Origin of the sequence: Megasphaera hominis (genome assembly GCF_014269395.1) — a bacterium.
GTDB classification, from domain to species: domain Bacteria; phylum Bacillota; class Negativicutes; order Veillonellales; family Megasphaeraceae; genus Megasphaera; species Megasphaera hominis.
On record NZ_JACOGK010000020.1, the window covers coordinates 1 to 26,937 of the forward strand.

21 protein-coding genes, 1 riboswitch and 1 other annotated feature are annotated in these 26,937 nt (G+C 51.0%); of the genes, 16 read left to right on the forward strand and 5 right to left on the reverse strand.

Annotated elements, in window-relative coordinates:
- Nucleotides 1-4 precede the first annotated feature (4 nt).
- Entirely contained in the window at nucleotides 5-109 is a 105-nt protein-coding gene (locus H8J70_RS12855; RefSeq protein ID WP_425489114.1) for an IS3 family transposase, read from the forward strand.
- Between the two features lie 106 nt (nucleotides 110-215).
- Here H8J70_RS12855 and H8J70_RS07550 read toward each other — a convergent pair whose 3' ends face one another.
- Nucleotides 216-1,517, reverse strand: coding sequence for an MFS transporter (locus tag H8J70_RS07550; RefSeq protein ID WP_246415305.1), 1,302 nt, complete (start codon nucleotides 1,515-1,517; stop codon nucleotides 216-218).
- 500 nt (nucleotides 1,518-2,017) lie between these two features.
- Here H8J70_RS07550 and speC point away from each other — a divergent pair, with 500 nt between their 5' ends.
- Entirely contained in the window at nucleotides 2,018-4,177 is a 2,160-nt protein-coding gene (gene speC / locus H8J70_RS07555) for an ornithine decarboxylase (RefSeq protein WP_186503289.1), read from the forward strand.
- 61 nt (nucleotides 4,178-4,238) lie between these two features.
- Here the strand turns inward: speC and H8J70_RS07560 are convergent, their stop codons facing one another.
- The 3 genes from H8J70_RS07560 to H8J70_RS07570 all read right to left on the reverse strand — a co-directional run bounded on the left by H8J70_RS07560 (nucleotide 4,239) and on the right by H8J70_RS07570 (nucleotide 6,360).
- Nucleotides 4,239-4,505: a heavy-metal-associated domain-containing protein gene (locus tag H8J70_RS07560; RefSeq protein ID WP_186503290.1), complete on the reverse strand. Its 267-nt coding sequence runs from the start codon at nucleotides 4,503-4,505 to the stop codon at nucleotides 4,239-4,241.
- Nucleotides 4,506-4,622: 117 nt separating this feature from the next.
- Complete coding sequence (gene metF / locus H8J70_RS07565; protein WP_186503291.1) at nucleotides 4,623-5,480, reverse strand: methylenetetrahydrofolate reductase [NAD(P)H]; 858 nt, start codon at nucleotides 5,478-5,480, stop codon at nucleotides 4,623-4,625.
- 46 nt (nucleotides 5,481-5,526) lie between these two features.
- Nucleotides 5,527-6,360, reverse strand: a complete 834-nt coding sequence (locus tag H8J70_RS07570) for a MetQ/NlpA family ABC transporter substrate-binding protein (RefSeq protein ID WP_186503293.1) — start codon at nucleotides 6,358-6,360, stop codon at nucleotides 5,527-5,529.
- A gap of 96 nt (nucleotides 6,361-6,456) precedes the next feature.
- Nucleotides 6,457-6,551: riboswitch (SAM riboswitch) on the reverse strand.
- A 232-nt stretch (nucleotides 6,552-6,783) separates the two neighbouring features.
- Nucleotides 6,784-7,036 (forward strand) — a binding site (T-box leader).
- Between the two features lie 46 nt (nucleotides 7,037-7,082).
- On the opposite strand from H8J70_RS07570, the gene H8J70_RS07575 reads away from it, so the two are divergent.
- From H8J70_RS07575 to H8J70_RS07590, 4 genes are read left to right on the forward strand one after another with little or no spacing between them, the layout of a single operon-like run.
- The gene (locus H8J70_RS07575) at nucleotides 7,083-7,895 is read left to right on the forward strand and encodes an energy-coupling factor ABC transporter ATP-binding protein (protein WP_186503295.1); all 813 of its coding nucleotides are present in this window, start codon (nucleotides 7,083-7,085) and stop codon (nucleotides 7,893-7,895) included.
- Nucleotides 7,895-8,578, forward strand: coding sequence for an energy-coupling factor transporter transmembrane component T family protein (locus H8J70_RS07580; RefSeq protein WP_186503374.1), 684 nt, complete (start codon nucleotides 7,895-7,897; stop codon nucleotides 8,576-8,578). The genes H8J70_RS07575 and H8J70_RS07580 overlap by 1 nt, the downstream gene beginning before the upstream one ends.
- A 13-nt stretch (nucleotides 8,579-8,591) precedes the next feature.
- Nucleotides 8,592-10,076: a tryptophan transporter gene (locus H8J70_RS07585; protein ID WP_186503297.1), complete on the forward strand. Its 1,485-nt coding sequence runs from the start codon at nucleotides 8,592-8,594 to the stop codon at nucleotides 10,074-10,076.
- Nucleotides 10,073-10,666 (forward strand): SGNH/GDSL hydrolase family protein, encoded by a 594-nt coding sequence (locus H8J70_RS07590; protein WP_186503298.1) that lies wholly within the window; start codon nucleotides 10,073-10,075, stop codon nucleotides 10,664-10,666. The genes H8J70_RS07585 and H8J70_RS07590 overlap by 4 nt, the downstream gene beginning before the upstream one ends.
- 49 nt (nucleotides 10,667-10,715) lie before the next feature.
- Here the strand turns inward: H8J70_RS07590 and H8J70_RS07595 are convergent, their stop codons facing one another.
- Entirely contained in the window at nucleotides 10,716-11,900 is a 1,185-nt protein-coding gene (locus H8J70_RS07595) for a PucR family transcriptional regulator (protein ID WP_186503300.1), read from the reverse strand.
- 286 nt (nucleotides 11,901-12,186) lie between these two features.
- Between H8J70_RS07595 and H8J70_RS07600 the strand changes: the two genes are divergently transcribed.
- The 10 genes from H8J70_RS07600 (at nucleotide 12,187) to rpsG (ending at nucleotide 26,908) form a co-directional block, all read left to right on the forward strand.
- On the forward strand, nucleotides 12,187-13,179 hold the full coding sequence (locus H8J70_RS07600) for a 2-dehydro-3-deoxygalactonokinase (RefSeq protein ID WP_186503302.1): 993 nt from the start codon (nucleotides 12,187-12,189) through the stop codon (nucleotides 13,177-13,179).
- Nucleotides 13,180-13,190: 11 nt separating this feature from the next.
- Complete coding sequence (locus tag H8J70_RS07605; RefSeq protein ID WP_186503303.1) at nucleotides 13,191-13,835, forward strand: bifunctional 4-hydroxy-2-oxoglutarate aldolase/2-dehydro-3-deoxy-phosphogluconate aldolase; 645 nt, start codon at nucleotides 13,191-13,193, stop codon at nucleotides 13,833-13,835.
- A gap of 75 nt (nucleotides 13,836-13,910) precedes the next feature.
- A complete protein-coding gene (locus H8J70_RS07610) occupies nucleotides 13,911-14,870 on the forward strand; it encodes a sugar kinase (protein WP_186503304.1) in 960 nt (319 codons plus the stop codon).
- Nucleotides 14,867-15,841 (forward strand): bifunctional 4-hydroxy-2-oxoglutarate aldolase/2-dehydro-3-deoxy-phosphogluconate aldolase, encoded by a 975-nt coding sequence (gene eda / locus H8J70_RS07615; protein ID WP_246415306.1) that lies wholly within the window; start codon nucleotides 14,867-14,869, stop codon nucleotides 15,839-15,841. The genes H8J70_RS07610 and eda overlap by 4 nt, the downstream gene beginning before the upstream one ends.
- A 98-nt stretch (nucleotides 15,842-15,939) precedes the next feature.
- Nucleotides 15,940-17,193, forward strand: a complete 1,254-nt coding sequence (tyrS, locus tag H8J70_RS07620; RefSeq protein WP_186503306.1) for a tyrosine--tRNA ligase — start codon at nucleotides 15,940-15,942, stop codon at nucleotides 17,191-17,193.
- Between the two features lie 246 nt (nucleotides 17,194-17,439).
- Complete coding sequence (rpoB, locus tag H8J70_RS07625) at nucleotides 17,440-21,162, forward strand: DNA-directed RNA polymerase subunit beta (protein WP_186503307.1); 3,723 nt, start codon at nucleotides 17,440-17,442, stop codon at nucleotides 21,160-21,162.
- 29 nt (nucleotides 21,163-21,191) lie between these two features.
- Complete coding sequence (gene rpoC, locus H8J70_RS07630) at nucleotides 21,192-25,421, forward strand: DNA-directed RNA polymerase subunit beta' (RefSeq protein ID WP_186503308.1); 4,230 nt, start codon at nucleotides 21,192-21,194, stop codon at nucleotides 25,419-25,421.
- Between the two features lie 257 nt (nucleotides 25,422-25,678).
- Nucleotides 25,679-25,924 carry a ribosomal L7Ae/L30e/S12e/Gadd45 family protein gene (locus H8J70_RS07635; RefSeq protein WP_186503309.1) on the forward strand — a complete coding sequence of 82 codons (246 nt, stop codon included), beginning with the start codon at nucleotides 25,679-25,681 and terminating at the stop codon, nucleotides 25,922-25,924.
- Between the two features lie 83 nt (nucleotides 25,925-26,007).
- On the forward strand, nucleotides 26,008-26,379 hold the full coding sequence (rpsL, locus tag H8J70_RS07640; protein ID WP_186503311.1) for a 30S ribosomal protein S12: 372 nt from the start codon (nucleotides 26,008-26,010) through the stop codon (nucleotides 26,377-26,379).
- 58 nt (nucleotides 26,380-26,437) lie between these two features.
- Nucleotides 26,438-26,908, forward strand: a complete 471-nt coding sequence (gene rpsG / locus H8J70_RS07645; RefSeq protein ID WP_186503313.1) for a 30S ribosomal protein S7 — start codon at nucleotides 26,438-26,440, stop codon at nucleotides 26,906-26,908.
- Nucleotides 26,909-26,937 lie beyond the last annotated feature (29 nt).

Here is a 26,937-nt window from a genome sequence, read left to right on the forward strand (position 1 = left end):
TGCAATGATTGAAGATTACATTGGCTATTACAATACTAAGCGTTTACAGAGAAAACTGGGTGTAGTAACCCCGATGGAAAAGCACAATAACTATTACGTGGCAGCATAAAAACTGCCACCGGATATCGGTGGCAGTAATAAGTACATGTTTTATTTTTTGCTCTGTCTACTTGACGGGGAGCGGTTCAGTGGAACAAGCGGGGCTTAATATTACGTTATGATTGGCTTTCGTCGTGATGCAGGGCTTCAATGCGGTGAATGTCACCGACGATGAAGAGGAAGGAAAAGACACCTAAGGCGGCAATGCAGCTAATGAAGATCATAGCACCGACGAAGGAACCTGTAAACTGCACGATCAGGCCAATGACGATGGGGGTAATGATACCTGCCAGGTTGCCGATGAAATTGAAGACGCCGCCGGCCAGGGCAACGGAATCGGACGGCGCAATATCACCGACAGTACTCCAAACGATAGCAGCCATGCCCTGGCCGAAGAAGGCAAGGGCCATGATGGCAATGACGGCATTAAGAGAATCGACGTAGTTGGCGCCTAAGATCGTCATGGAGCAGAGGAGACCGCAAATGATGGGCAGCTTGCGGGCCTTGGAGAGGCTGGCACCGCGGCGCAGCATCGTATCGGACCAGTAGCCGCCCAGGAGAACGCCGCATAAGGCACCGATATAGGGAATGACAGCGTATACGCCGGCCTTGAGGAGGGGCAGCTGTTTGGACATCACCAGGTACGTAGGAAACCAGGTCAGGAAGAAATACATGGTACTCGTGTTAGCAAACTGGCCTAAATAAATGCCCAGGAGCTGACGGTGCTTGAAGAGGTAGGTTACCTGGGACCACGTAATGGACTGTTTTTCACTCTTCGTTTCTACGAGGCCGCCGCCTTCACGGATATAGTCCAGCTCAGCCTGGTTGGCGCCGGAATTTTCACTGGGCTCCCGATAGAGGAAATACCAGACAATGCTGGCCAGGATGCCGATGACGCCAGTGACGTAAAAGATTTCCCGCCAGCCGTAATTTTCTAAAATCCAGAATAAGACCGGTGTCAGAAACGCCAGGCCGATGAATTCGCCGGCCGTATAGATGGACGTAGCCGTAGCCCGTTCCTTTGCCGGAAACCACGAGGCGACGACACGGCTGTTCGTAGGAAAGGCCGGCGCTTCAGTGGCACCAATGGCCAGGCGGATACCAAAGAGGGAGGCAAAGGAATTGCCCAGTCCCATAAAAATCGTAAATAAAGACCAGAAAAAGAGAGATACCGTGTAAGAAATACGGGAGCCGACGTATTCAATAAACCAGCCGCCAGGAATCTGCATAAGACCATAGGCCCAGGAAAAGGCGGAAAAGAGCAGCCCCATCGTGGCGGCGTTAAATTCCAATTCCTGACTCATACTGGAAGCGGCGACGGCCATATTCGTCCGGTCCAGGTAATTGATAGCTGTAAGGACGAAAAGCAGCGAAAGTATAAACCAGCGCTTTTTTGTTTTTTTCTGTAATTGTTGCATAGTCATAGTCCTTTCTCAGGAAGAAAAATGGTTGTTCTATTATTCACATAGGTAGTAAGAGAAACACCTACGCGTACATTGATATACTCGTCGTATTCATTTTATACAATAGATAGGGGAAAGGCTATTATTTATTTTAACTTAATTAATGCATAATAGCTATTAATATACTAGTATTAACTGTAAATAATGCATTAAATTCATAATATAGTCCATCTTTTTACCTTAAGGAATAAGTAGCGGCCATGAAGGAACGAACGACCAGGCCGAATCGATGGAATCTCATGGAAAAATAAAAAAAACGAAGGCAGAAAAGGCTTGTCATTCTACCGGGTAAAGCATAAAATAAGGCTATCCGCACAGGCAGGGTTCTAATGCCGCGGTGCTTTCCGTGTTTTCATAGGGAAAGAATTATATAAAAAGGCCAAGTTTCTTTGCCGGAGCCATTGTCCGGCAAGAAAGAGGCCGTAAGAAAAGGAAGAGGATAGGAGTAAAAGCATATGAAACACATGAAGATTGCGTACAGCTTTGACGTACAGTACTATTTTGTTGACAGTGACCGGGAAATCGTGCCTGTCGAAAAAACCGATTTTACAGATGTTGCCGTTGCCGTCCTTTCGGATCAGGATTTTGATTATATCGATACGATCGATGCAACGGGGTTTGGCGTGCCCATTATGGTAATCATGCCGAGTGGCGAAAAGCTGCCTTCCCAGTATTTGGATAAGGTCGACGTCGTCCTTTCGGAGGAAGTCGTCAATAAGAGCCGCTGTATTGAAACGGCAGAACGCCTGGCCGGCAATTATGAACAGAATGTACTGCCACCCTTTTTTGGGGAACTCGTAGAGTATGTCAGTGAAAAGAATAATCCCTTTGACTGCCCGGGCCATCAGGACGGAGCCTTTTTTAAAAAGCATCCGGCCGGCCGCTATCTGTACGACTTCTTTGGTCCCCATATCTTCCAATCTGATATCTGCAATGCCGATGTCACCTTGGGGGATTTGCTCATTCATGAAGGACCGGCTTTGGACTCCCAGGATTTTGCCGCGAAAGTGTTCCATGCAGATAAGACCTATTTCGTCCTTAACGGTTCGTCTGCGTCTAACCGCGTCGTTACGAATGCCCTGCTGACACCGGGAGATCTGGTCTTATATGACCGCAATAACCATAAATCCGTGGCCATCGGCGCTCTCATCCAGGCCGGTGCTACGCCTGTATATCTGGAAACGGCCCGTAACCCCTACGGCTTTATTGGCGGTATCGATGCCCACTGCTTCGATGAAACCTATTTGCGTCAGCTCGCGGCCGAACGGGATCCGGAAAAGGCCAAGCAGGAACGGCCGTTCCGCCTGGCTGTGATCCAGCTCGGCACGTACGATGGCACGCTCTACAATGCGCGCTACGTGGTCGACCGTATTGGCCACCTGTGCGATTACATTCTCTTTGATTCTGCCTGGGTAGGCTATGAACAGTTCATTCCCATGCTCAAGGACAGCAGTCCGCTGCTCCTCGATTTGCAGCCTGGTGATCCGGGGATCTTCGTAGTCCAGTCTGTCCACAAGCAGCAGGCCGGCTTTTCCCAGACCTCACAGATTCACAAGAAAGACAGCCATATTCACGAACAGGACCGCTACGTAAACCATAAAACCATTAACAATGCCTTTATGGAGCAGGCCACGACGAGTCCCTTTTACCCGCTCTTTGCGTCCCTCGATGTGAATGCCAAAATTCATGCCGGTGATGCAGGCCGGAAAATGTGGCGTGATTGCGTCAAGCTGGGCATTGATGCGCGCAAGGATATTCTGCGGCGCTGTCATTATATCCGTCCCTTCGTAGCGCCGATGGTACACGACCGCCTTTGGCAGCGCGGAGATACGGAATCTATGGCCGATGATATCGATTACTTTACCTTCGAGCCGGGGGCCAAATGGCATGCCTTTGAAGGCTATGGTCCCAACCAGTACCGTGTAGACCCGTGTAAGCTGCTCTTGACGACGCCCGGGATTGATGCGGAAACAGGGGAGTACGAAAACTTTGGCATTCACGCCAATATTTTGGCTACATATTTGCGTGGTAACGGCGTCATCCCGGAAAAATGCGATTTGAACTCGATTCTCTTCTTGCTGACGCCGGCAGAAAATAAAGATAAACTGCGCTTTTTGACGAGCCAGCTCGTCCGCTTCGAACGCTTTGTCGATAATAACGTGCCCATGGAAGAAGTGCTCCTCGGCGTGTATAACCGCTATCCCGGCCGTTATACAGGCTATACGCTGCGCCAGCTGTGCCAGGAAATGCATGATTTCTTCAAGGACCGCAATGTAAAAGACTTGCAGAAAAAGCTTTTCCGCCGTGAGTTTTTACCGGAATACGCTATGCGTCCGCAAGATGCACATTACGCCTTTATCCGGGGCCAGCGGGAACTGGTGCCGATTGCCGAAATTGAAGGCCGTATTGCCCTTGAAGGGGCCTTGCCGTACCCGCCGGGCGTGCTGTGTGTCGTGCCGGGTGAACGCTGGTCTCCGACAGCTGTCCAGTATTTCCTGGCCCTCGAGGAAAGCCTCAACGCCCTGCCGGGGTTTGCCATGGAAATTCAAGGCGTGTATTTGGAACATGAAGACGACGGCCGTGTCCGCGCCTACGGCTACGTGCTGAAAGAATAAACGCATCGATCCTTGTATATAAAAAGCAGAGAACCGCCAATCAGGCGGCTCCCTGCTTTTTTTAGTCTTCCTTTTGTTCTGTGATTTTGCTGACGCCATAGCCGGCGTTGACTACGGCCTTTAAAAGATCTTTTTCTACGACGTCACCGGTAACGCGCAACGTAGCCCGCCCGCGGGGCAAATTGACATTCACTTTTAGAACGCCTGGCACGGCCAGCAAGGCTTCTGTTACATGCTCAGCACAGTTTTGGCACATCATGCCTTGAATATATACAAATTTTTCCTGCCCTTCCGCAGAGCCACCGAATAAATTACTGAAGAATCCCACGTAAAACGCCTCCTAGAATATGATAATGAATGTTATTCTAATTGTATTATACAAGAGCCATAAGGGAAAAACAAGTAAGCCCCCTGCTGCGTGGCAGGGGGCTTAGTAAGGTGACACTTAGAGCAGTGTCTTGACGGCGGACGTAATGCGTTCCGCTACGTAAGGGCTGTTCATCGTATAAATGTGTACGCCGTCGACGCCATTGGCCAGAAGATCGACGATCTGATCGATGGCATAGGCAATGCCTGCATCGCGCAAGGCAACGTTGTCGTGGCCGTATTTGGTCAGGATTTTTTGGAACTTAAGGGGCAGGGAAGCACCACAGAGAGTAACCATGCGTTCAATTTGCTTTTTGTTCGTCACGGGCATGATGCCTGCTTCGATAGGGACGTGAATGCCGGCCTTTTCCGTTTTTTCCAGGAAAGAATAAAAGCACGCGTTATCAAAGAAGAGCTGGGAAATGAGTTCGCTCGCACCGGCCTCTACTTTGATCTTCAGGGCGTCAATATCGGCCTGCAGGTTTTTGGCTGCCTGGTGGCCTTCGGGATAGCAGGCGCCGATGATATTGAAGTCGTCGCCTGTTTCCTGACGGATGAAGGAAATGAGGTCGCTGGCGTGGGCAAAATCGTGTTTTGGCTCAATGTCCGGCGTGCGGTCACCGCGCAGGGCAAGGATATTTTCAATGCCTTCCTTTTTTAATTCCTGCAAAATAGAGCGGACATCGTTTTGGTCCAAGTTGATGCACGGCAAGTGGGCCGCCGTTTCGCAGCCCAGCTTTTTGATGCGGCTGGCTACCTCTACGGTCCGTGTCCCGCCCTGGCCGCCGGCACCGCAGGTGACGCTGATAAAATCAGGCGACAGCTTGCTCAGCTCCGTGAGGGTAGAAAAAACCGTTTCTACAGGCATGTCCTTTTTGGGCGGAAAGACTTCAAAGGAAAAGACAGTTTTTTTGGCAAAGAGATCACAGGTTTTCATAACAATAGGCTTCCTTTTTTATGGTATAGTCTGACTGGGTTAGGCGTTAGAAGCTGGCGAGGATGGCGCCCTGGTACTTATCTTCGATGAATTTCTTTACTTCCGGCGATTGCAGGGCTTGCTGGAGCTCTTTGATTTCCGGACGATTTTCATCGCCTGCCCGGACGGCCAGAATGTTGGCATAGGGCGAGTCCTTATCTTCGATAAAGAGAGCGTCCTTCAGCGGATTGAGACCGGCTTCGAGGGCGAAGTTCGTATTGATCAGGGCAATGTCTACGTCTTCCAGTGAACGGGGAATCTGGGCGGCTTCCAGTTCGACGAACTGCAGGTGTTTGTCATTTTTGACAATGTCCTGGACGGTAGAAGAGATGCTGCCGCCATCTTTTAGGCTGATGAGGCCGGCCTTCTGCAGGATCAGGAGCGCCCGGCCGCCATTGGTCGGGTCATTGGGAATGGCTACCTTGGCACCGTCCGGCAGCTGATCCAGGCTGGTAATCTTTTTGGAATAAATGCCCATCGGTTCGATGTGTACCTTGCACAGGGCTACGAGGTTGGTGCCATGTTCGGCATTGAATTTGTCCATGTAGGGCTGGTGCTGGAAGAAGTTGGCATCGATTTCCTTGTCATTTAAAGCCAGGTTAGGCTTGACATAATCTGTGAATTCGACGACGTTGAGGTCAATCCCTTTTGCGGCTAAGAGGGGTTTGATCTGTGCCAGAATTTCCCCATGCGGTACCGGCGTGGCACCGACGGTGATTTTAGTGTTGTGTGAAACCTCATGACCGCCTGTAGGCTTATCACTGCCACAGCCGCTTAAGAGAACGGAGAAGGATAAGAGCATCGTGGCTGCAGCCAGTGTAAAAATGTGTAGTTTTTTCATATACGTTAGGCCTCCTTGATTATGGAATATATAATGAATCGATTCGGACAGAAAAGAAAAAAAGACCCTTTCCCGAGAGAGAAAGAGTCTGCGTTTTCTTTATCTATCGGAATTGCTTCCGCAGGAATTGGCACCGTGTAATCGGTTGCCGGGTTTCATAGGGCCAGTCCCTCCACCACTCTGGATAAAAGCGCAATGAAGCTTGTCTGTACAAGACGGTTGTACAGAAGCCACTGCTAATGAAATTGTTGATATTGATTGTATCATGTAGAGAAAATTTGTCAATATAAGAAAAATGATATGACAAAAATATATGAATAGGAATACTTATATGCGAAATCCGGCATGATACATGGCCGGGCTGACGGGCTTGCCCTTGACTTTACAGGAAAAGAACGTATAATTACAAGTAAACTATATGAGTAAGTATCGATGAACGAAACGAGTACATGTGCAACGACAGGTACAGCGAGCCGATGGCAGTGAAAGTTCGGCCCTAGGTCAGCAGATGGAATGGATTCGGGAGATGCGGCCTGAACGGTAACCAGTAGGGTTCGACGGTGTAGTTCCACCGCTATCAAAGAACCGTGTATCGCGTTATGCTGTACATGCAGAGCTGGGCTCGTACGAGCCAATGTGGGTGGTACCGCGGAAGATTCAACCTTTCGTCCCTGTCAGGGGATGGAAGGTTTTTTTATTGTCGTAAAAAGGAGAGAAGACCTATGTTAGAAATGCGGGATGTCTGTTTTCATTATGGGAATGGGACTCCTATTCTGGAACATATGAATGTAGAAATAGGTGCCGGTGAGTTCATTGGCCTAGGCGGCCGTAACGGTTGTGGCAAAACGACGGTGACGCGGTTGCTCATGGGCCTGGAAAAGCCCGTTTCCGGGGAAATCCGCTATGATGGCAGGATCATCAATGAAGACGATGCGTCCCGGCGCAGTGCTTTCATTGGCTACGTCTTTCAACGGCCGGAACGGCAGATGTTCCGCCCGACCGTACGGGATGAAGTCGCCTATGGGCCACAGCAGTTTGGCCGTCAGGCTGATGAAATTGAAGCCTCTGTGCAAGCGGCGCTGGAACAGACGGGCCTGTCGGACCTGGCCGATGCCTATCCGCCCAATTTAAACCGTGGCGAAAAACAGCGTGTTGCCATTGCTTCTGCCATTGCCATGCACACGCAGTATCTCATTCTCGATGAGCCGACGAGTGGTCAGGACAGTGCTGATAAGGAAGAACTCATGCAGCTCTTGACCAAATTGAACCGCCAAGGCCTGACGGTCCTCATCATCAGCCACGACATGGATATTTTCGCCGAATACTGTCACCGTGTCCTGGTCATTGGCCAGCATACAAAAGCCTTTGACGGTACGCCGGAAGAGTTGTTTACCAAGCGGGATGATCTCTATGATCTGGGCCTTAGCCGGCCCGATTCCGTTACCTTGTCCCTGTCCGTACCGGGCCTGCCTTATTGCAAGTCCATGAAGGATTTTACGGCAGCTATGCTGCAGAAACTGGGAGGCCAAAAATGATGCAGCGTTTTGTACCTGTAACGAAATTGATTGGCACGGCAGCCTTCTCTTTCTGGGCTCTCGTCATTCATACACCTGTGCCGCTGGCGGTGCTGGTGGTCATTGAATTGTGCCTGTTGGCGCTGTGCGGTAATTTTAAGAGTACGAGCAAGGCCGTTTTGAGCCTGGCCGTGTTTGCCGTATTCCTGGCCGTTGTCCAGCTCATCGGCGGCGGCTCGCTGGAATCGGCGTATGTGACGGGCCTGCGCATGCTGGCTATGACGATTGTCTTTATTATCCTTTTAACGACGACCCGTTTGCAGGATTTGACAGCTGCCCTGGTTAAACAGATCCGCGTACCCTATGAATACGCCTTCATGTTTACGGCTGCCCTGCGCTTTGTGCCGGACTTCATCGCCGAAAGCCATGCCGTGCAGGAAGCACAAGCGTGCCGTGGCTTTTCTGCCAAAGGAAACATCTTTAGAAAGATACTGAATTACATGAGCGTCATTCAGCCGCTCATGCTTAAATCCCTGGGCCGTTCGGAAACGATGGCCTTAAGCCTGGAGCTGCGGGGCTTCAACAGCGATACGCGCAGCTTTATGAGCAATGTCCGGCTACGCGGCTGCGATTACCTGGTCTTGCTGCTTTTTGTGCTGCTGAGCATCGGCGTCATTTACCTGCGCATGCACGATCTCGTCTAAGGAGGAACTCAGGATGAAACAAATCACAGATATTGCATCGTTAGAATTTCACCACCGCCAAGGCGGGCAGTTCCGCTGGATTACGATTACGACGCTCATGCTGGCAATCGGTACGATTTTGCACCTCGTGTCGCCGAGCGTAGCCGGTATTACGCCGAACTGGACCATTGCGACGTATTGTGTCGCCATTTGCCTGACCAAGCCTTCGTATACCCAGTCCCTGGGTATTGGCCTTGTCGCCGCGCTGGTCAACGTCTTGACGTCTAAATCGGGCTTTCCCTATGGCAACCTGATCAGTGAACCGGCAGGGGCCCTGACGTGTACACTCATCGTCAAGAACCTGGCCTTCATCCGTTTTAAGGGTCATTCCTGTCTGCCGGTCCTGACGGGCCTTGCGGCAACCTGCATGAGCGGTGGTATTTTTGTTACGATTCTGAAGTTTGCTATGGGCCTGCCGAATATCGTATATTTCACGGGCATGCTGCCCCTGGTATTCGTCATCGGCCTCTTAAATGCCGTCGTAACGCCGCTCATGTATTTCCCGGCGCTCCGCCTCTTTGCCTCCCGTGGCATTATCGATTCACTGGAAGAACAGAGCGTGACCTCCGATCACAGCGGCTACGACCTGAAGCCGACACAAGAGGGCATCGTCTCGATGGAACATCTTTCGTATATCCATAATAAACAGAAGGTGCCTGTCCTCAATGACGTGACGCTGGCCATCCAGCCCGGCGATTTTCTGGTCATTACCGGCGAAAGCGGCAGCGGCAAGAGCTCTCTTTGCATGGCTCTGACCGGCGCTATTCCTCATTATTTTGGCGGCGTCATGAAAGGCATGGTCTACGTAGAAGGCCAGGCAACGACGCAGACGACGATTTCCAAGCTGGCCAATAAGGTCGGCGCCATGCTCGATGACTATGACAGCCAGCTCGTGGCTATGACTGTTGAAGAAGAAATTGCCTTCAGTCTGGAAAATCAGGGCGTAGCACCGGAGCAGATTGATGCGGCCATTACGGAGTCACTGGAAAAGGTACACATGACGGAATATCGGCAGCGCCAGCTTAGTAAGTTATCTGGCGGCCAGCGGCAGCGGCTGGTCATTGCCAGTGTCTTGGCGACCAGTCCGGAAATCCTCGTCTTTGACGAACCGACATCGGCCCTCGATCCAGAAGGGACCCGTGATTTTTACGAACTCATTCACGACCTGAACGTACAATATGGCCATACGATCGTCGTCGTAGAGCACTCGCTGGAAGCAGCCCTGCCCTTCGCCAACCGGCTGGTTCTCATCGACCACGGTCATATTCTTTGTGACGGCAACGTAGAAGAAACCCTGCGGTATATGTATGAAAAGAATGTCTATGCCAGTGCCGTGCCGAAAATCTTTGCCTGCCAGCTTGATTTAGAACGGGCCGGCTGCCAGTTTACGGCACCGTGGCTTTCTTCTGAAACGGCAGTTGCTGCTGTACGGCAGCTGTTGCCGCAGGACCGGTCATGAGGCGCCTCCTGTGCCTGGGTGACAGCCTGACCTTTGGCTATGGCGTAGCCGCACAGGACCGCTGGCTCACGCTCTTAAGCCGCGCTGGCCGCGTACAGTGCCAGAATGAAGGCCTGTGCGGCGATACGACGGCCGGCATGCTGCAGCGCCTGAAAGCGATGGAGCTGACTGCCTATGATGCATTCTTTCTCATGGGTGGCTCCAATGACATCCTCCTCGATATACGCAGGGAGCAGACGCAGGCGCATATGACAGATATGATTGCGCGCCTGCAGACCCAGGGAAAACCGGTCTATGTAGGTATTCCGCCACTGACACTGCCGGAAAGCGCCGCCTATGGCTGGCAAGCCGCAGACGCCGTCACTGGGCATAATGACCGGCTTACGGCCTATCGCCAGTGGCTCCTGAATGAGTGCAAGCAGCAACGGCTCTGCGTATTCGATTTCTATGCAGCTCTTTGGGATGCACAAAAGGCAAACAGAACGTCGTCTCTCTATGTCGACGGCGTACACCCCAGTCCGGCCGGCTATGCCCTCATGGCGCAGACGGCCAGAACTGTTCTCATACGCAGTCACTTTCTGACAGAGTAGTACGATAAGAAAACCTCCTTGGCAACAGCTGCCAGGGAGGTTTTTGTCATTATAATTCGATGTGGCTGCACTGGTCTATGCGTAAGGCCAGGGAGAGCGTTTCGTAGCCTTCAGGCCGGAAGGCATCCAACGCGAGGAGAGTGCCGATTTGCTTGAGCCGGTAACGGATCGTATTGGGATGCTGCTGCAGCCCTTCGGCCGTAGTGGCAATGCTGCCGCCGGCGCGGACAAAGGCTGAAGCTGTTTCTAAAAGGGACGTATGATTTTCCGAATCATAGTCGCGTAACGGATTGAGGATGGTATTGGCGAAATGCTGCATAGCCGGTTCACGGCAATAGGGCAGCAAGATGCTGTTAATCCCTAACGATTCATAGGTCCTGAACAGACCCTGGTCAGGTGCCGCGAAGTAGCTGCTGTAAATGGCCTCTTCCAGGCACAGCTTGATTTTCCGTTCCCTGTAATGAATGGAACTGACGCCAATACAATATGCCCCGGCGCAGGCCTGTAAGGGACCTGTAAGGATTTCCGTCGCCAGGTTACTGGATTTGGCGTTTTTAAAGTTATACGATGAATGGATATATATAAAGCCGTTTTTATAGCGCAGCAATGTGCTATAGGATGTTAAGAGGTTTGCTGCTGTCGCCGTTTCTTCCAGCTTTTGGTATTCATCGGCAGATACGGGATGGAGGGCACGGAAATACATACAAAAGATATCAGGCTGCAAACACGGGTTGATTTCCAGCTGCAACTCCTTTTGCCGGGGATCGTGCTCGGGCAGGGCGAGAATGGTAGCAACGAGCTGCTCAAATTTGTCGAAATCGTGCAGACTTTGGAGCCGTTTATACACGTTGACGATAATCCGTTCAAAATACTGCTCGGAACTGCGGATGACGATAATAGGGAAATTGGCGGAATCGGCATAGCGCAGGATATGCGGCGCTAAAGGCAAACCGTACACATTTTTAATGACCAGGCAGCTGCACTGTTTGTGATGCAGCAAGCGGATGGCATCGATCAAACAGCCCGGGGCCTCCTTGGCATATTGCAAACTGGACAAAATCAGCTGATTGGGAATAAAGCTCAGCTTGGTATATTTGTTTTTCAGCGTTTTGTCGTATTCATAATCTAAAATGCCACAAGAAGAAACCTGGTTGGAAACGCCGCCGGCGCCAGCCAGCAGGTGGAGACCGGAAAATTCCGGATAATGGAGAATCTCATCAACTGTAAGTTTCAATAAAGACACCTCTATAAATAGTGTGAAAATACAATACAAATTTCTTACAGTATACTGAATTAGACAGGAAAGGGCAATAGATATGGGAATTGCGGGTAGAGTGGAAATACCTAGGCTGGTAAATTATATAAATATAATGAGCATAATTTATATTTTATAATAAAGTATCAGTGTTGTCTTACCTGTCCTGATAGTATAAAATGCTAGGGAAGAAGAGCTTTTATACGTATCTTATGAAATATGCTACAATATCAGTATATACACATAGGGTAGGAGGGTGGTTTATTTGTTTATTGCAACGATAGATGGTGGTACGAGTAATACGCGGTCTTACATCTGGAAAGACGGGCAAATCGCAGGTGAGGCCCGGGTTGCTGTAGGTGTGCGCAATACGGCAATTGACGGGAATAAGACCCGGCTGCTTGGCGCTGTTCGTCAGACTCTGAACGAGGCGGCGCACCAGGCTGGGATTTCCTTAGCCGATGTGTCCCTGGTCCTGGCGGCAGGGATGCTGACCAGTAATGTTGGCCTTTGTGAAATTGAACATGTGACGGCACCGGTAACCTTAGATGAATTGGCGCAGGCTATGGTCTGCCAAACCATAGAGGACGTTTGCCCACAGGCTATTTGGTTCGTTCCGGGCCTGCGCAATCTGGACCCGGCTGCGTGCACGGCGGCAACGATTGACCATATGGATATCATGCGGGGGGAAGAAACGGAAGCGGCCGGCCTGCTGGCCTATGCAGCACCAGAAGGTCCGGCTGTCTTGGTTCTGCCTGGTTCTCATAATAAGTATATTATGCTGGACGGACAGGAACGGCTCCTTGGGTGTCTCACCACCCTCGGTGGGGAAGTCCTTCATTCACTGACCTACGATACGATCCTGGCGGACACACTGCAGCGGTCCTATGCAGCTTCGTTTGATGAAGCTGCCTTTTTGCGGGGCCTGGCCGACCATGCGCAGCTGGGCCTCTTGCACGGCGCCTTTATGACCCGTATCTTAGGCATGTTTGACCAGGGCACGACGCTGGAATTACAGAACTATCTGCAAGGACTCTTGTTGGCAGATGATCTCTATTCCCTGAAGCGGAGCAGTCTTTTTGCCGGTTTGGATGACGCTGTGTTTGTCGTAGCCGGCCGGCCCGTTTTGCAGGCTGCCTATGCGTGTATGTTTGCCAAGCAGGGCTGGCGTACGGTCCTGGCCACGGCTGAGCAGCAACGGGGCCTGTCCGGTTACGGTGCTATCATGCTGGCCAAACGGCGCGGTTTAATTCAGTAAGGAGGAAGCGTATGAGTGTATTACAGGAAATGGTGGAAGCAAAAATAATCTCTATTATCCGGGGCGTGCCGAGCTCGTCCATTGTGCCGGCTGTAGAAGCCTTGGCCAGGGGCGGCGTGCGCTTTGTGGAAGTAACCTACCGGCCTGGTGATGAAGCGGCTTGTGCCGATACGTTACAGAGCATTGCCCTTTTGAAGGAAAAATTTTATCCATCCCTGCATATCGGTGCCGGAACGGTGCTGACAGTTAAGCAGGTAGAAGATGCGGCAGCTGCCGGTGCAGAGTTTATGATTTCTCCCAATACCAATGTGGATGTTATCCGCCGTACGAAAGAATTGGGACTCCTTTCCCTGCCGGGTGCCTACACGCCGACAGAGGCCGAACTGGCCTGGGAAAGCGGTGCCGATATCGTCAAGATTTTTCCTGCGTCCGGCCTGGGACCGGCTTACTTCAAGGCTGTGAAATCTTCCTTATCGCAGCTCAGGCTTTCTGCCGTAGGCGGCGTATCGGAACAGAATATTCACGAGTTTTTGGCGGCCGGCGTCGATTCCTTCGGTATTGGCAATAATCTGGTCAGTGCTGAACGCGTGGCCCGGGGTGCCTGGCAGGAAATCGAAGAAGCAGCTGCCTTTTACACGGCGGCTGTTAAAGGCTAGCCTGTGGCGGCAGCAGACGTCTTGTTTGCCTGCCGCATGAAGTACAGCGTACTAAAAACAGAATGAGGTGTATTCATGACAAAGGTTTTAACGATTGGTGAGGCCATGGGCCTCCTCGTAGCAGAAAGTGAAGGCCCGCTGGATCTGGTGAAACATTTTGAACGCCACGTATGCGGCGCAGAACTGAACTATATCGTAGGGATGGCCCGGCTGGGCTTTGATGCCTATTACATTTCCCGCGTGGGTGCCGATCCCTTTGGCGCTTGCATCCGCAATTTCCTAAAGGAAAATCATATTCACGATGCGTATGTGCAGACAGATAAGGCCTATATGACGGGTTACCAAATGAAGGAAAAGGTGTCGAGCGGTGATCCTAAGGTTGCCAATATCCGTAAAAATACGGCCTTTACCCATTTGCTGCCGGCTGCACTCGACGCGATTGACTGGCAGGATGTCAAGCTCGTACACGTGACGGGGATTCCCCTGGCCTTATCGGATACTTGCCGCCAGTCCATTTATGCCCTGATGGAACAGGCCCGGCAGCACGGCGCACTGGTTTCCTTTGACCCTAACTTGCGGCCCATGCTTTGGCCTTCCGAAAGGGAAATGTGTAAGGTCATTGGCGAAGCCAGCCTGCATGCAGATATTGTTTTGCCGGGACTGGAAGAAGCCAAGCGGATTACCGGTCTGGCCGATGAAAAGGAAATTGGCAAGTACTATTTGGACCAGGGCGTACAGATGGCGGTCATCAAGCTCGGTGGCAGCCATGGCGCCTATGTCTGCTCAGAAGCCGGCGCACAGTACGTTCCCAGCTATCCCGTCGCAACTATTGTGGATACCGTCGGGGCTGGCGATGGCTTTGCCGTAGGCTTTACCAGCGGTGTGCTAGATGGCCTGCCTTTGTATGCTGCTGCCCGGCGCGGTGCTGCTATCGGTGCCCTGCAGATTCAGGTAGCCGGTGATAATGAAGGCCTGCCCACACGGCAGGAACTGGAAACATTTCAACGTAATAATGAGGGGGAAGATGTACAATGATTAGTAAAAACATGCAAACCATATTGGATATAGGCTTAGTTCCTTTGATTGTTCTCGATGATGCGGCCCAGGCTGTACCCTTTGGCCAGGCCCTGGTTGCCGGCGGTATTCCTATTGCAGAAGTGACCTTCCGTACCGATGCCTGCCTCGATACGATCCGCGCTATGGCCCAGCATGTACCGGGTCTCATCGTTGGTGCCGGTACGGTACACAATGTGGCTCAGGCAGAAGCCGCTGTGCGGGCAGGGGCTACGTTTATCGTTACGCCGGCTTTTAATCCGGCTGTTACGGAATGGTGCCTGCGCAATCACATTGATATCCTGCCCGGTACGGTATCGCCGGCAGATATTGAAGCAGCTAACGGCATGGGCATTGAAGTCTGCAAATTCTTCCCGGCTGCAGCCTATGGCGGCGTGAAGACACTGAAAGCTTTGGCCGGCCCCTTTGGCCATATGAAATTCGTGCCTACAGGCGGCGTCAATTACGATAATATGCTGGAATATCTGGATCTGCCCAATGTCGCTGCTGTTGGCGGCAGCTTTATGACGCCATCGGCAATGGTCAAGAACCGCCAATGGGCTGATATTACGGCGACCTGCCAGGCTGCTGTCGATAAGCTCCTGGGTTTTGCCATTTGTCACACAGGCATTCACTGCCAGACGAAAGAAGAAGCAGAAGCTGTGACCGACCGCCTGTGCGGCCTCTTGCATCAGAAAAAAATCGAAGTGCCCGGTGCTTCGTGGTTTGTAGGCACGCTCGTAGAAGTATGCTATAAAAAGTTGCCTGGCGAAAAGGGGCATGTCGGTATCGATACGCGTGATATAGACCGGGCTATTGCCTATTACAAACGGCAGGGGGTTGAATTTGCCGAAGACGGTTTTACCTACGATGATCAGGGCCGCGTGCGTCTGGCATACTTCAAGGAACTGTACCATGGCTTTTCCGTCCATCTGCGCCGTCAGCCTAAATAAGGAACAAAACAGGGGCGAAGGCCTGTCATTGACGTAGGCAAGGCAGTAGTCTATAATGAGTAAACAGATTACATTATACAGATAAAGGAGCAGGTTAGATGAACATTATTGATGAATTGTCCTGGCGTGGTGCCGTAAATCAGATGACAGAAGAAGAAAATCTCCGGAAGCTTACAGAGGAAAAGAGCATCTCCCTGTATTGCGGCGTTGACCCGACGGGGGACAGCCTTCATATTGGTCACTTGATTCCGTTTATGATGCTGAAACGGTTTGCTATGGCAGGTCATCACCCGTATATCGTCATCGGCGGCGGTACGGGCGCCATCGGTGATCCCAGCGGCCGCAAGACAGAACGGCAGCTGCAGACGATGGAAACCATCCAGGCCAATGCAGAAAAGTTAAAAGCCCAGTTTACTCACCTTTTTGGTGACGACCAAAACATTACGTTTGTCAATAACTACGACTGGCTTTCTAAAATCAGCCTGCTCGACTTTTTACGCGACTATGGCAAGCTTTTCCCCATTAACATCATGCTGGCGAAGGAAGTTGTTGCCAGCCGTTTGGAAAACGGTATTTCCTTTACGGAATTTACATACCAGATCCTTCAGGCTGTCGATTATGAACATCTGTACAGCACTCATGATGTACAGCTTCAGGTCGGTGGCGCTGATCAGTGGGGGAACATTACCGGCGGCATCGATATGATCCGTAAGATGCACGGCGGCAATACACCGGTCTATGCCCTCACCATTCCGCTCATGCTGAAAGCGGACGGCACGAAGTTTGGCAAAACGGCCGGCGGTGCTATCTGGCTCGATCCGGAGAAGACCTCGCCTTTCGAATTCTATCAGTTCTGGCTCAATCAGGATGATGCGGACGTCGTTAAATACCTGAAGTACTTCACATTCCTCAGCAAAGAAGAAATCGATGCGCTCGCAGAAGCTGTTAAGACCGAACCGGAAAAACGCCTGGCCCAGCGCCGGCTGGCTGAAGAAGTAACGTCCTTCGTACACAGCCCGGAAGCGCTGAAAGAAGCCCAGAATATTACAGAAGCCCTGTATCATGGCAGCATTGCCGATCTTTCGGAAAGCGAACTCACCCAGGCCTTTGGCAAGATGCCGACGGTCAATGTGACGAATGAAGAAAAAGACGTCGTCAACTGGCTCGTCGATTCGACCATTTATTCGTCCAAGCGGCAGGCCCGTGAAGACGTAACGAATGGTGCCATTACGATTAACGGCGTGAAAGTAACCAGCCTGGACGAAATCGTACGGCCTCATAAAAATTCCCATGGCCACTTCGTTATCGTGCGGAAGGGTAAAAAGAAATATACACTGGCCAAAATCCAGTAAATTTTAAAGAAAAAAACAATAAAATAAAAGTTGACAAGTGTTTTTTCACATGATATAATTACTTATTGCAAAATGTTCAATTTGCGAGTGTGCTATTGGTGAAATGCATGGAGGAAATGCTTCCGGTCAACAAAAAAATTAAGCAAGGTTCAGTCTATTCTTGATAGGGAGCCTTGCTTTTTTGTCGCTTTGACAAGATACGTTTCCGTCGAATGATTTACTTTTTATAAGGGGTGAAGTAACAGCATGTTCAAACCTGTACAAGTTGGGAAAAGAACTCGCTATACGTATGCGAAGATCAACGAAGTCTTGAAGATGCCGCATTTGCTGGACTTACAGATTAAGTCTTACGAATGGTTCTTAGAAAAAGGGCTGAAAGATATATTCAAGGATATTTCGCCTATCGAAGATGCCGCGGGGAATTTATCCTTGTCCTTTGAAAATTTTAAATTGGGAGATCCCAAATACGACATCCAGGAGTGCAAGAAACGTGATACGACGTATGCTGCGCCATTGCGTGTCCAGATCCGCCTGGTCAATCATGTGACCGGTGAAATTAAGGATCAGGAAGTATTTATGGGTGATTTTCCACTGATTACCGATACAGGTACGTTCATTATCAACGGTGCTGAACGTGTTATTGTCAGCCAGTTGGTCCGTTCTCCTGGCGTGTACTACGGTCGTGAAATCGACCCCATGGGGATCCGTCTGTACAACTCGACGGTTATCCCGAACCGTGGTGCCTGGATCGAACTCGAAACAGATGCAAACGATATCGTCTATGCCCGTATCGACCGTAACCGTAAGATCCCGGTTACCGTATTGATCCGTGCTTTAGGCTGGTCGAGCAACGCGGATATTCTCGAACTGTTCTATGACGACAAACGCCTGAAAGCGACGCTTGAAAAGGATACGACAGAATCGCAGGATGAAGCTCTCGTAGAAATCTATAAAAAACTCCGTCCGGGCGAACCGCCGACAGTAGAAAGTGCACGCAGCCTCTTTGAAAACCTCTTCTTCGATCCGCGCCGCTATGATATGGCCCGCGTTGGCCGTTACAAGGCAGGTAAGAAGCTGGGCTGGGAACGCCGTCTCTTTGGCCTGACCCTGCACGAACCGATTGTCAACCCGGAAACGGGCGAAGTCGTCATCGAAGCACATACGGAAATTGGCTCGGCCGAAGTTGAAAAGATTAAAGAAAGCGGTGTCTATGCCGGTGATGGCCTGGCCATTGCCTACGTAGAAAAAGCCGATGGTTCCGTATATAAGGTGATCTGTAACAACAGCAATCTCCCGTATGACCATCGCACGATTACGCCGGAAGACATCATTGCCAATATCGACTACCTCCTGAACCTCATGGATGGCTTTGGCAATGTCGACGATATTGACCATTTGGGCAACCGTCGTCTGCGCTGCGTTGGCGAATTGCTCCAGAATCAGTTCCGCATTGGCCTGACCCGTATGGAACGTGTTGTCCGCGAACGCATGACGACACAGGATACGGAACAGATCACACCGCAGATGCTGATCAATATCCGCCCCGTCGTAGCGGCTATTAAAGAATTCTTCGGTTCCAGCCAGCTGTCCCAGTTCATGGACCAGACAAACCCCTTGGCTGAACTGACACATAAACGCCGTCTCAGTGCCCTTGGCCCTGGCGGTCTCTCGCGTGAACGCGCAGGCTTCGAAGTCCGCGACGTCCATCACTCTCACTACGGCCGTATGTGCCCGGTAGAAACGCCTGAAGGCCCGAACATCGGTCTGATTTCGTCCTTGGCCTGCTTTGGTAAAGTAAACGAATTCGGCTTCATCGAAGCACCGTACCGCCGTGTAGATAAAGAAACCCACGTCGTAACGAACGACGTACATTATATTACTGCTGATGAAGAAGAACAGTATATCATTGCCCAGGCTAACGAACCGCTGACGGACGACGGCCATTTCGTCAATGAACGTGTTGCCTGCCGTCACGGTGAAGATACCCGTGAATTCCGGGCAGAACGCGTAGACTTCATGGACGTATCGCCAAAAGAAGTTGTTTCCGTCGGTACTTCTATGATTCCGTTCCTGGAAAACGATGATGCGAACCGTGCCCTCATGGGTGCGAACATGCAACGTCAGGCCGTACCTCTCCTGCGCACGCAGGCACCGCTCGTCGGTACAGGTATGGAATACAAAGCCGCCTGTGACTCCGGCGTCTGCATCCTGGCAAAACATGCCGGTGTCGTGAAACGCGTAACCGGCGATGAAATCGTAGTTACGACAGACGAAGGCTCTGTAGATTCGTATAAATTGATCAAATTCGTCCGTTCTAACCAGAGCACCTGTATCAACCAGCGTCCGCTCGTCTATAAGGGCGAACATGTAGAAGCCGGCCAGGTACTGGCTGACGGCATGGCTACGGATGGTGGCGAATTGGCCCTTGGCTATAACATCCTCGTCGCTTACATGCCGTGGGAAGGCTATAACTACGAAGATGCTGTTCTCCTTAGTGAAGATCTGCCGAAAAACGATCTCTATACATCCGTCCATATTGAAGAATATGAATGCGATGCCCGTGATACGAAATTAGGCTCTGAAGAAATTACCCGTGAAATCCCGAATGTCAGTGAAGACAGCACGAAGAACCTCGATGAAGACGGGATTATCATGATCGGTGCCGATGTATTCCCCGGTGACGTATTGGTCGGTAAAGTAACGCCGAAGGGCGAAACGGAACTGACCCCGGAAGAACGTCTCCTGCGGGCAATCTTCGGCGATAAAGAACGGGAAGTCCGCGACACGTCCCTGCGTGTACCGCACGGCGAATCCGGCAAGATCGTCGACGTCCGCGTCTTCTCCCGTGAAAATGGCGATGAACTGCCGCCGGGCGTAAACCGTTTGGTCCGCGTCTACATTGCCCAGAAACGTAAGATTCACGAAGGCGATAAGATGTCCGGCCGTCATGGTAACAAGGGCGTTGTTTCCCGCGTTATGCGCCAGGAAGACATGCCGTTCCTGCCTGATGGCACACCGGTTCAGATCGTACTGAACCCCTTGGGCGTACCTTCCCGTATGAATATCGGACAGGTACTGGAAACCCATTTGGGTTGGGCCATGCATGAATTAGGCATGCAGATCAAGAACATGGATCCGACACTGGAAGCCAAACTGCGTGAAAATGGCTATGATTATGATAAATACGGCATGCCGAAGCCGGATAAAGCCGGTATTCACATTGCTACACCGGTATTCGATGGTGCCCATGCAGAAGATGTCTTTGCAGCCCTCAAGATGACCGGCCTGCCGGAAGATGGCAAGACCGTCCTCTACGATGGCCGTACAGGCGAACCGTTCGACCGCCGCGTCACTGTCGGTTATACGTACTTCCTCAAACTGCATCACCTGGTCGACGATAAGATCCATGCCCGCTCGACCGGTCCGTACTCCCTGGTTACACAGCAGCCGCTCGGTGGTAAAGCCCAGTTCGGTGGCCAGCGTTTCGGGGAAATGGAAGTTTGGGCTCTTGAAGCCTACGGCGCAGCCTATACGCTGCAGGAAATGCTGACGGTAAAATCTGACGATGTTGTCGGCCGTGTTAAGGCATACGAAAAGATCGTCAAAGGCGAAAATATTCCTGAACCGGGCGTACCGGAATCCTTCAAGGTATTGCTGAAGGAATTGCAGGCTATCGGCCTTGACGTACAGATCCTGAATGAAGACGGTGAAGAAGTCGTCATTAAGGAACTCGATGATGATGACGATATCGAACAGGGTGATAGCGACGAAATCCGTCAGGTCATGGAAGGCGAAGAAGGCGTAGACGCAGCAGCTCATCATGAAGCAGGCGCAGCTACACCGGATGACGCGGAAAACTCTGATGATGAATATGTCACAGCCGGCGAAGAAGACGATGTCATGAGTGGCATGACCTATGAAACTGTTCCCGGTGGGGATAACGATACCGATAATAATGATGAAGAATAATAGTACACGCAGAGAAGGGAGCGGTATTTGTGCTGGATGTGAATGAATTTGATTCTATGCGGATTGGTCTGGCATCACCGGAAAAAATCCTGGAATGGTCGTACGGCGAAGTAAAAAAGCCGGAAACGATCAATTACCGGACGTTAAAACCGGAACGGGACGGCCTGTTTTGTGAACGCATCTTTGGGCCGACAAAAGACTGGGAATGCCATTGCGGTAAGTATAAACGCATCCGTTATAAAGGCGTCGTCTGCGACCGCTGCGGCGTTGAAGTAACGCGGGCCAAAGTTCGTCGTGAACGCATGGGGCATATTAAACTGGCTACGCCGGTTTCACATATATGGTATTTTAAAGGCATTCCGAGCCGGATGGGGCTGATCCTTGATATTTCGCCGCGTTCGCTGGAAAAAGTATTGTATTTTGCTTCGTATATCGTCCTCGATCCGGGCGATACGCCGCTCGTACAAAAACAGCTGCTGACGGAAACAGAATACAGCCAATATTATGACATGTATGGTGAACGTTTCCGCGTCGGCATGGGTGCTGCAGCTATTAAAGAACTGTTGCAGAACCTGGATCTCGATGCCTTAGATAAAGAATTGCGTGAAGAATTGCGTGATTCTTCGGGCCAGCGCCGCGTACGTGCGATCCGCCGTTTGAAAGTCGTAGAAGCCTTCCGTCATTCCGGCAATAAACCGGAATGGATGATCCTCGATGTCGTTCCGGTTATTCCGCCGGAACTGCGCCCGATGGTACAGCTTGATGGCGGCCGTTTCGCTACGTCTGACCTGAATGACCTGTATCGCCGTGTCATCAACCGTAATAACCGCCTGAGCCGTCTCCTCGAATTGGGCGCTCCTCATATCATCGTCCGTAACGAAATGCGTATGCTTCAGGAAGCTGTCGACGCATTGATCGATAATGGCCGTCGTGGCCGTCCTGTTACGGGTCCGGGCAACCGTCCTCTGAAATCCCTGTCGGATATGCTGAAAGGGAAACAGGGCCGTTTCCGTCAGAACCTCCTCGGTAAACGTGTCGACTATTCCGGCCGTTCCGTTATCGTTGTCGGTCCTGAACTGAAAATGCACCAGTGCGGTCTGCCGAAAGAAATGGCCTTGGAACTCTTCAAGCCGTTCGTCATGAAAAAGCTTGTGGAAAAGGGCATTGCTACAAATATCAAGAACGCAAAGAAAAAAGTGGAACGCGTCAATGGCGAAGTATGGGACGTCCTGGAAGACGTCATCAAGGAACATCCTGTTCTCCTGAACCGTGCCCCGACGTTGCATCGCTTGGGCATTCAGGCCTTCGAACCGATCCTCTGGGAAGGCCGCGCCATCAAGCTGCATCCCCTCGTTTGTACTGCCTACAACGCTGACTTCGACGGTGACCAGATGGCCTGCCATCTGCCGCTCTCCATTGAAGCCCAGTCTGAAGCCAGAACCCTCATGCTCTCGGCCCATAACATCCTGGCGCCGAAGGATGGCAAGCCTGTTGCCGTACCGACACAGGATATGGTTCTCGGCGCGTACTACCTGACACTGGTTAAACCGGGTGCTAAGGGCGAAGGCAAGATCTTCTCCAATTACGATGAAGTCATGCTCGCCTACGATGCCAAAGCGATCGAAATTGAAGCGCTGATCAAAGTCCGGATTCCGGAACACGGCCTCATTGAAACGACGGCAGGCAAGCTCCTCTATAATTACCAGTTGTACGAACCACTGCGTTTGTATCACACAGATAAAGTCATGGTCTTTACCAATCCGGAAGATGCCGTCTTTGCCTATGAAAACGGCCTCATCGATTCGACACACTTCGTTAAGATCAAAGATAGCGAAGGCCGCATCCTGGATTATGGCTTCCAGGCCATGAAAGATAAATTTAATGTCGACCTCCTGAGTGTACGGCCCTTGCCGTCGCGTAAGATCGACAAGGAAGCCGTCGCCGCCTTTAAAGAAGGCAAAGAATACGTCGATGTCGATTGCCTGGGCGTACTGATGAATAAGAAACAGATCGGCAAGCTCGTCGATGCCTGCTTCCATCTCGTTGGCAATACGGAAACGGCAGAACTCCTGGACCGTATTAAAAATATTGGCTATCACTATGCACGACAGGCCGGCATGTCCATTGCCATTTCGGATATTCAGATTCCGGAAGAAAAATGGGACATCCTCGACGCAGCCGACAAGCAGGTACAGAATGTTACACAGATGTACTTGCGCGGCTTGATTACAGAAGATGAACGCTATCGTAAGACGTGCGCCCTTTGGGAAAAAGCAACAGATGATGTCACAGAAGTCATGATGGATAACATGGATCCGTTCAACTCCATCTTCATGATGGCTGACTCCGGTGCTCGTGGTAATAAACAGCAGATTCGTCAGGTTGCCGGTATGCGTGGCTTGATGGCTGACCCGTCTGGCCGGATCATCGACTTGCCGATCAAAGCAAACTTCCGCGAAGGCTTGTCCGTATTGGATTACTTTACATCGTCCCATGGCGCCCGTAAAGGCTTGGCCGATACGGCTCTGCGTACAGCTGACTCGGGTTACCTGACCCGTCGTCTCGTCGACGTTTCCCAGGACGTTATCGTCCGTGAAGACGACTGCGACGTATTCGGTATCGATTTGGTCCGCGAACGGGCCCGTCTGGCCGGCTCGTGCCGCCAGGCTGTAACGCTCTTGGCAGATAAGCTCATTGGCCGCGTGTTGGCTAAGGAAATTGTCGATACGGAAACGGGCGAAGTGATCTTCGAAGAAGAACACTTGCTGACGACAGATGATATGGACGTCCTCGTTGCCCACAAGGTGCCGAAGCTCTCCCTCCGTGGCAGCCAGATGGATATCAATGACGACATGAATCATACCAACGTCATCGAAACGGTATATCTCGGCGCACCGGAAGACAGCATCCGCGCAGCCTTGCGCCAGTCCATGGTAGAAAATATGCTGGGCAAGACCGTCGAAACAGCTGTAATCGATTCGAACCAGAATGAAATCTGCCCGGCCGGTACACCGCTGACGGAAGATGCGATTGAACGCATCCTCACGAGCGATGTAACGGAAGTCAAAGTACGCAACAACGATATCCGCGGCGTCTATGTAACGGCTATTGTCGAAGGCAATGGCGTCATCGAACCGCTGGAAGACCGTATTGTTGGCCGTACGGCAGCTGAAACATTGATTAATAAAGACACAGGCGAAGTTATCGTACCGCTGAACGAAGAAATTATGGAAGATAAGGCCAAAGAAGTCGTTAAATATTACGACAAGGTCAAAATCCGCAGCGTCCTCACGTGCCGCAGCCGCTATGGCGTATGTGCTAAGTGCTATGGCCGTGACCTCGGTACAGGCGGCAAGGTCAACGTCGGTGAATCGGTCGGCATCATTGCTGCCCAGTCCATCGGTGAACCGGGCACACAGCTGACTATGCGTACCTTCCATACAGGCGGCGTCGCTTCTGCCGGCGATATTACACAGGGTCTTCCTCGTGTCGAAGAATTGTTTGAAGCACGTAAACCGAAGGGCAATGCTATCGTTACAGAAATCGACGGCACTGTTTCCATTACGGAAAAAGAAGACCATCACGATATCAATATCGTACACGTCGTTGCCAAAAACGGCGAAGAACGGAGCTACACTATTCCGTATGGCTCGCACCTCGTCGTCCACGAAGGTGATGTCATCGAAAAGGGTACGCGTATTACTGCCGGTTCCATCAACCCGCATGATATCCTGCGGATCCTCGGTGTAGAAGCTACACAGCGGTACCTCGTATACGAAGTACAGAAGGTTTACAAATCCCAGGGTGTTGAAATTAACGATAAACACATCGAAGTCATCGTCCGCCAGATGCTGCGGAAGATTAAGATCGAAGATCCCGGTTCTGCCGATCTCCTGCCTGGCGATTATGTAGACGTCAACATCTTTGAAGATCAGAACAAGCGTCTGAAAGCAGCCGGGAGCAAGGAAGCCGTCGGCAAGGCCATCCTCTTGGGGATTACTAAAGCCGCCTTGGCTACAGAATCGTTCCTTTCGGCCGCATCCTTCCAGGAAACGACACGTGTCCTCACCGATGCAGCTATTAAAGGTAAGGTCGACCCGCTTCTGGGCCTCAAGGAAAACGTCATTATTGGCAAGCTGATTCCTGCCGGTACAGGCATGAGCCGTTACCGCAAGGTAAAAGTTGTCAAGACGATTCCGCCGGCCGTTACGTATGAAGACGAAGAAGGCAATCCCGTCGACATGCCGGAAGAAGCATAAGTACCTGCGCTTTATCAGGAAACATCCTGCTACGGCCTCCCCACAGGGAGGAACGTAGCAGGATGTTTTTGCATTTTCTCATAGCATGACCCGCATTTGGCCGGCACAGAAAAAAATAAAACACCCGGCACAGTGTAATAAAAGATGGCTTACTTTACGAAAAAATCATTGACATCCCCAGGGGCTGATGATAAAATATCTAAGTGTCGCAGTGTTGGCACTGCGCACAAATTGCATATTCTAAGGAGTGATGTTTCGTGAGCTTAGAAATATTGGGAACCGTAAAGAAAACTGTCGGTGCCAAGCAGACGCTAAAAGCAATGAAACGAAACGAAGTCACACAGCTGTACATTGCAAAGGATTGCGATGCCCAGGTTGTTGCCCCGTTACTGGCCTGTGCTTCTGAAATGGGAATTCCCGTCGATCAGAACAGCACCATGGCAGAGCTGGGACAGGCCTGCCGGATCAAAGTCGGCGCAGCCGCTGTAGGAGTGCTTGCTTAATTTTGGTAATATCACTTTCCGGAGCCACTGGCTCCTTTGGTGATTACATTATAAATCTAATTGTTTGGAGAGGAGGTGCCCATATGCCAACAATCAACCAATTGGTTCGAAAAGGTCGTCAGGATTCCATTACGAAATCCACAGCACCGGCTTTAAAAAACTGCCCGCAGAAACGTGGCGTGTGCACACGTGTTTACACAGCAACGCCGAAGAAACCTAACTCTGCTCTGCGTAAAGTTGCCCGTGTACGCTTGACGAACGCTATCGAAGTAACTGCGTATATCCCCGGCATTGGTCACAATTTACAGGAACACAGTGTTGTATTAATCAGAGGCGGTCGTGTTAAGGACCTTCCTGGTGTACGTTATCACATCGTACGTGGTGCTTTGGATACAGCTGGTGTAGCTGATCGTCATCAGTCCCGTTCCAAGTACGGCGCTAAAAAAGGCAAATAATCGTTGCCAGCCAAGTTAAGATGAAAAGATAACCTACATATAAAGGGAGGAATTAGACATGCCAAGAAAAGGCCCAGTGCCCAAGCGCGATGTGCTGCCGGATCCGGTGTACCATTCCAAATTGGTAACGCGCTTCATCAATAAAGTAATGCTGGACGGCAAAAAAGGTGTCGCTGAATCCATCGTATACGATGCATTCGACATCATCCGTTCCAAAATGAACAAAGAACCGTTGGAAGTTTTTGAACAGGCTCTCAACAATGTAATGCCCGTACTCGAAGTACGTGCCCGCCGTGTCGGCGGTGCCAACTACCAGGTACCGGTTGAAGTACGTGCAGACCGCCGTCTGTCCCTCGGTATTCGTTGGACCGTAGGCTACGCCCGTAAACGTGGCGAACGCACGATGAAAGAAAAGCTCGCTGGTGAATTGATGGATGCCTTCAATAACACAGGCGCTGCTGTAAAGAAGAAAGAAGATACGCATAAAATGGCTGAAGCCAATAAGGCTTTTGCACATTATCGCTGGTAATTAGATTATTACATGAGGAGTGGAAAAAA

Excerpts from the sequence above, each read along its gene's own strand:
- H8J70_RS07605 (WP_186503303.1), top strand. The coding sequence starts at position 13,191 with ATGAGTGTATTACAGGAAATGGTGGAAGCAAAAATAATCTCTATTATC.
- rpsL (WP_186503311.1), top strand. The coding sequence starts at position 26,008 with ATGCCAACAATCAACCAATTGGTTCGAAAAGGTCGTCAGGATTCCATT.
- rpsG (WP_186503313.1), top strand. The coding sequence starts at position 26,438 with ATGCCAAGAAAAGGCCCAGTGCCCAAGCGCGATGTGCTGCCGGATCCG.
- H8J70_RS07575 (WP_186503295.1), top strand. The coding sequence starts at position 7,083 with ATGTTAGAAATGCGGGATGTCTGTTTTCATTATGGGAATGGGACTCCT.
- rpoB (WP_186503307.1), top strand. The coding sequence starts at position 17,440 with ATGTTCAAACCTGTACAAGTTGGGAAAAGAACTCGCTATACGTATGCG.
- H8J70_RS07580 (WP_186503374.1), top strand. The coding sequence starts at position 7,895 with ATGCAGCGTTTTGTACCTGTAACGAAATTGATTGGCACGGCAGCCTTC.
- metF (WP_186503291.1), bottom strand. The coding sequence starts at position 5,480 with ATGAAAACCTGTGATCTCTTTGCCAAAAAAACTGTCTTTTCCTTTGAA.
- tyrS (WP_186503306.1), top strand. The coding sequence starts at position 15,940 with ATGAACATTATTGATGAATTGTCCTGGCGTGGTGCCGTAAATCAGATG.
- eda (WP_246415306.1), top strand. The coding sequence starts at position 14,867 with ATGATTAGTAAAAACATGCAAACCATATTGGATATAGGCTTAGTTCCT.
- H8J70_RS07550 (WP_246415305.1), bottom strand. The coding sequence starts at position 1,517 with ATGCAACAATTACAGAAAAAAACAAAAAAGCGCTGGTTTATACTTTCG.
- H8J70_RS07585 (WP_186503297.1), top strand. The coding sequence starts at position 8,592 with ATGAAACAAATCACAGATATTGCATCGTTAGAATTTCACCACCGCCAA.
- H8J70_RS07590 (WP_186503298.1), top strand. The coding sequence starts at position 10,073 with ATGAGGCGCCTCCTGTGCCTGGGTGACAGCCTGACCTTTGGCTATGGC.
- H8J70_RS07570 (WP_186503293.1), bottom strand. The coding sequence starts at position 6,360 with ATGAAAAAACTACACATTTTTACACTGGCTGCAGCCACGATGCTCTTA.
- speC (WP_186503289.1), top strand. The coding sequence starts at position 2,018 with ATGAAACACATGAAGATTGCGTACAGCTTTGACGTACAGTACTATTTT.
- H8J70_RS07610 (WP_186503304.1), top strand. The coding sequence starts at position 13,911 with ATGACAAAGGTTTTAACGATTGGTGAGGCCATGGGCCTCCTCGTAGCA.
- H8J70_RS12855 (WP_425489114.1), top strand. The coding sequence starts at position 5 with ATGATTGAAGATTACATTGGCTATTACAATACTAAGCGTTTACAGAGA.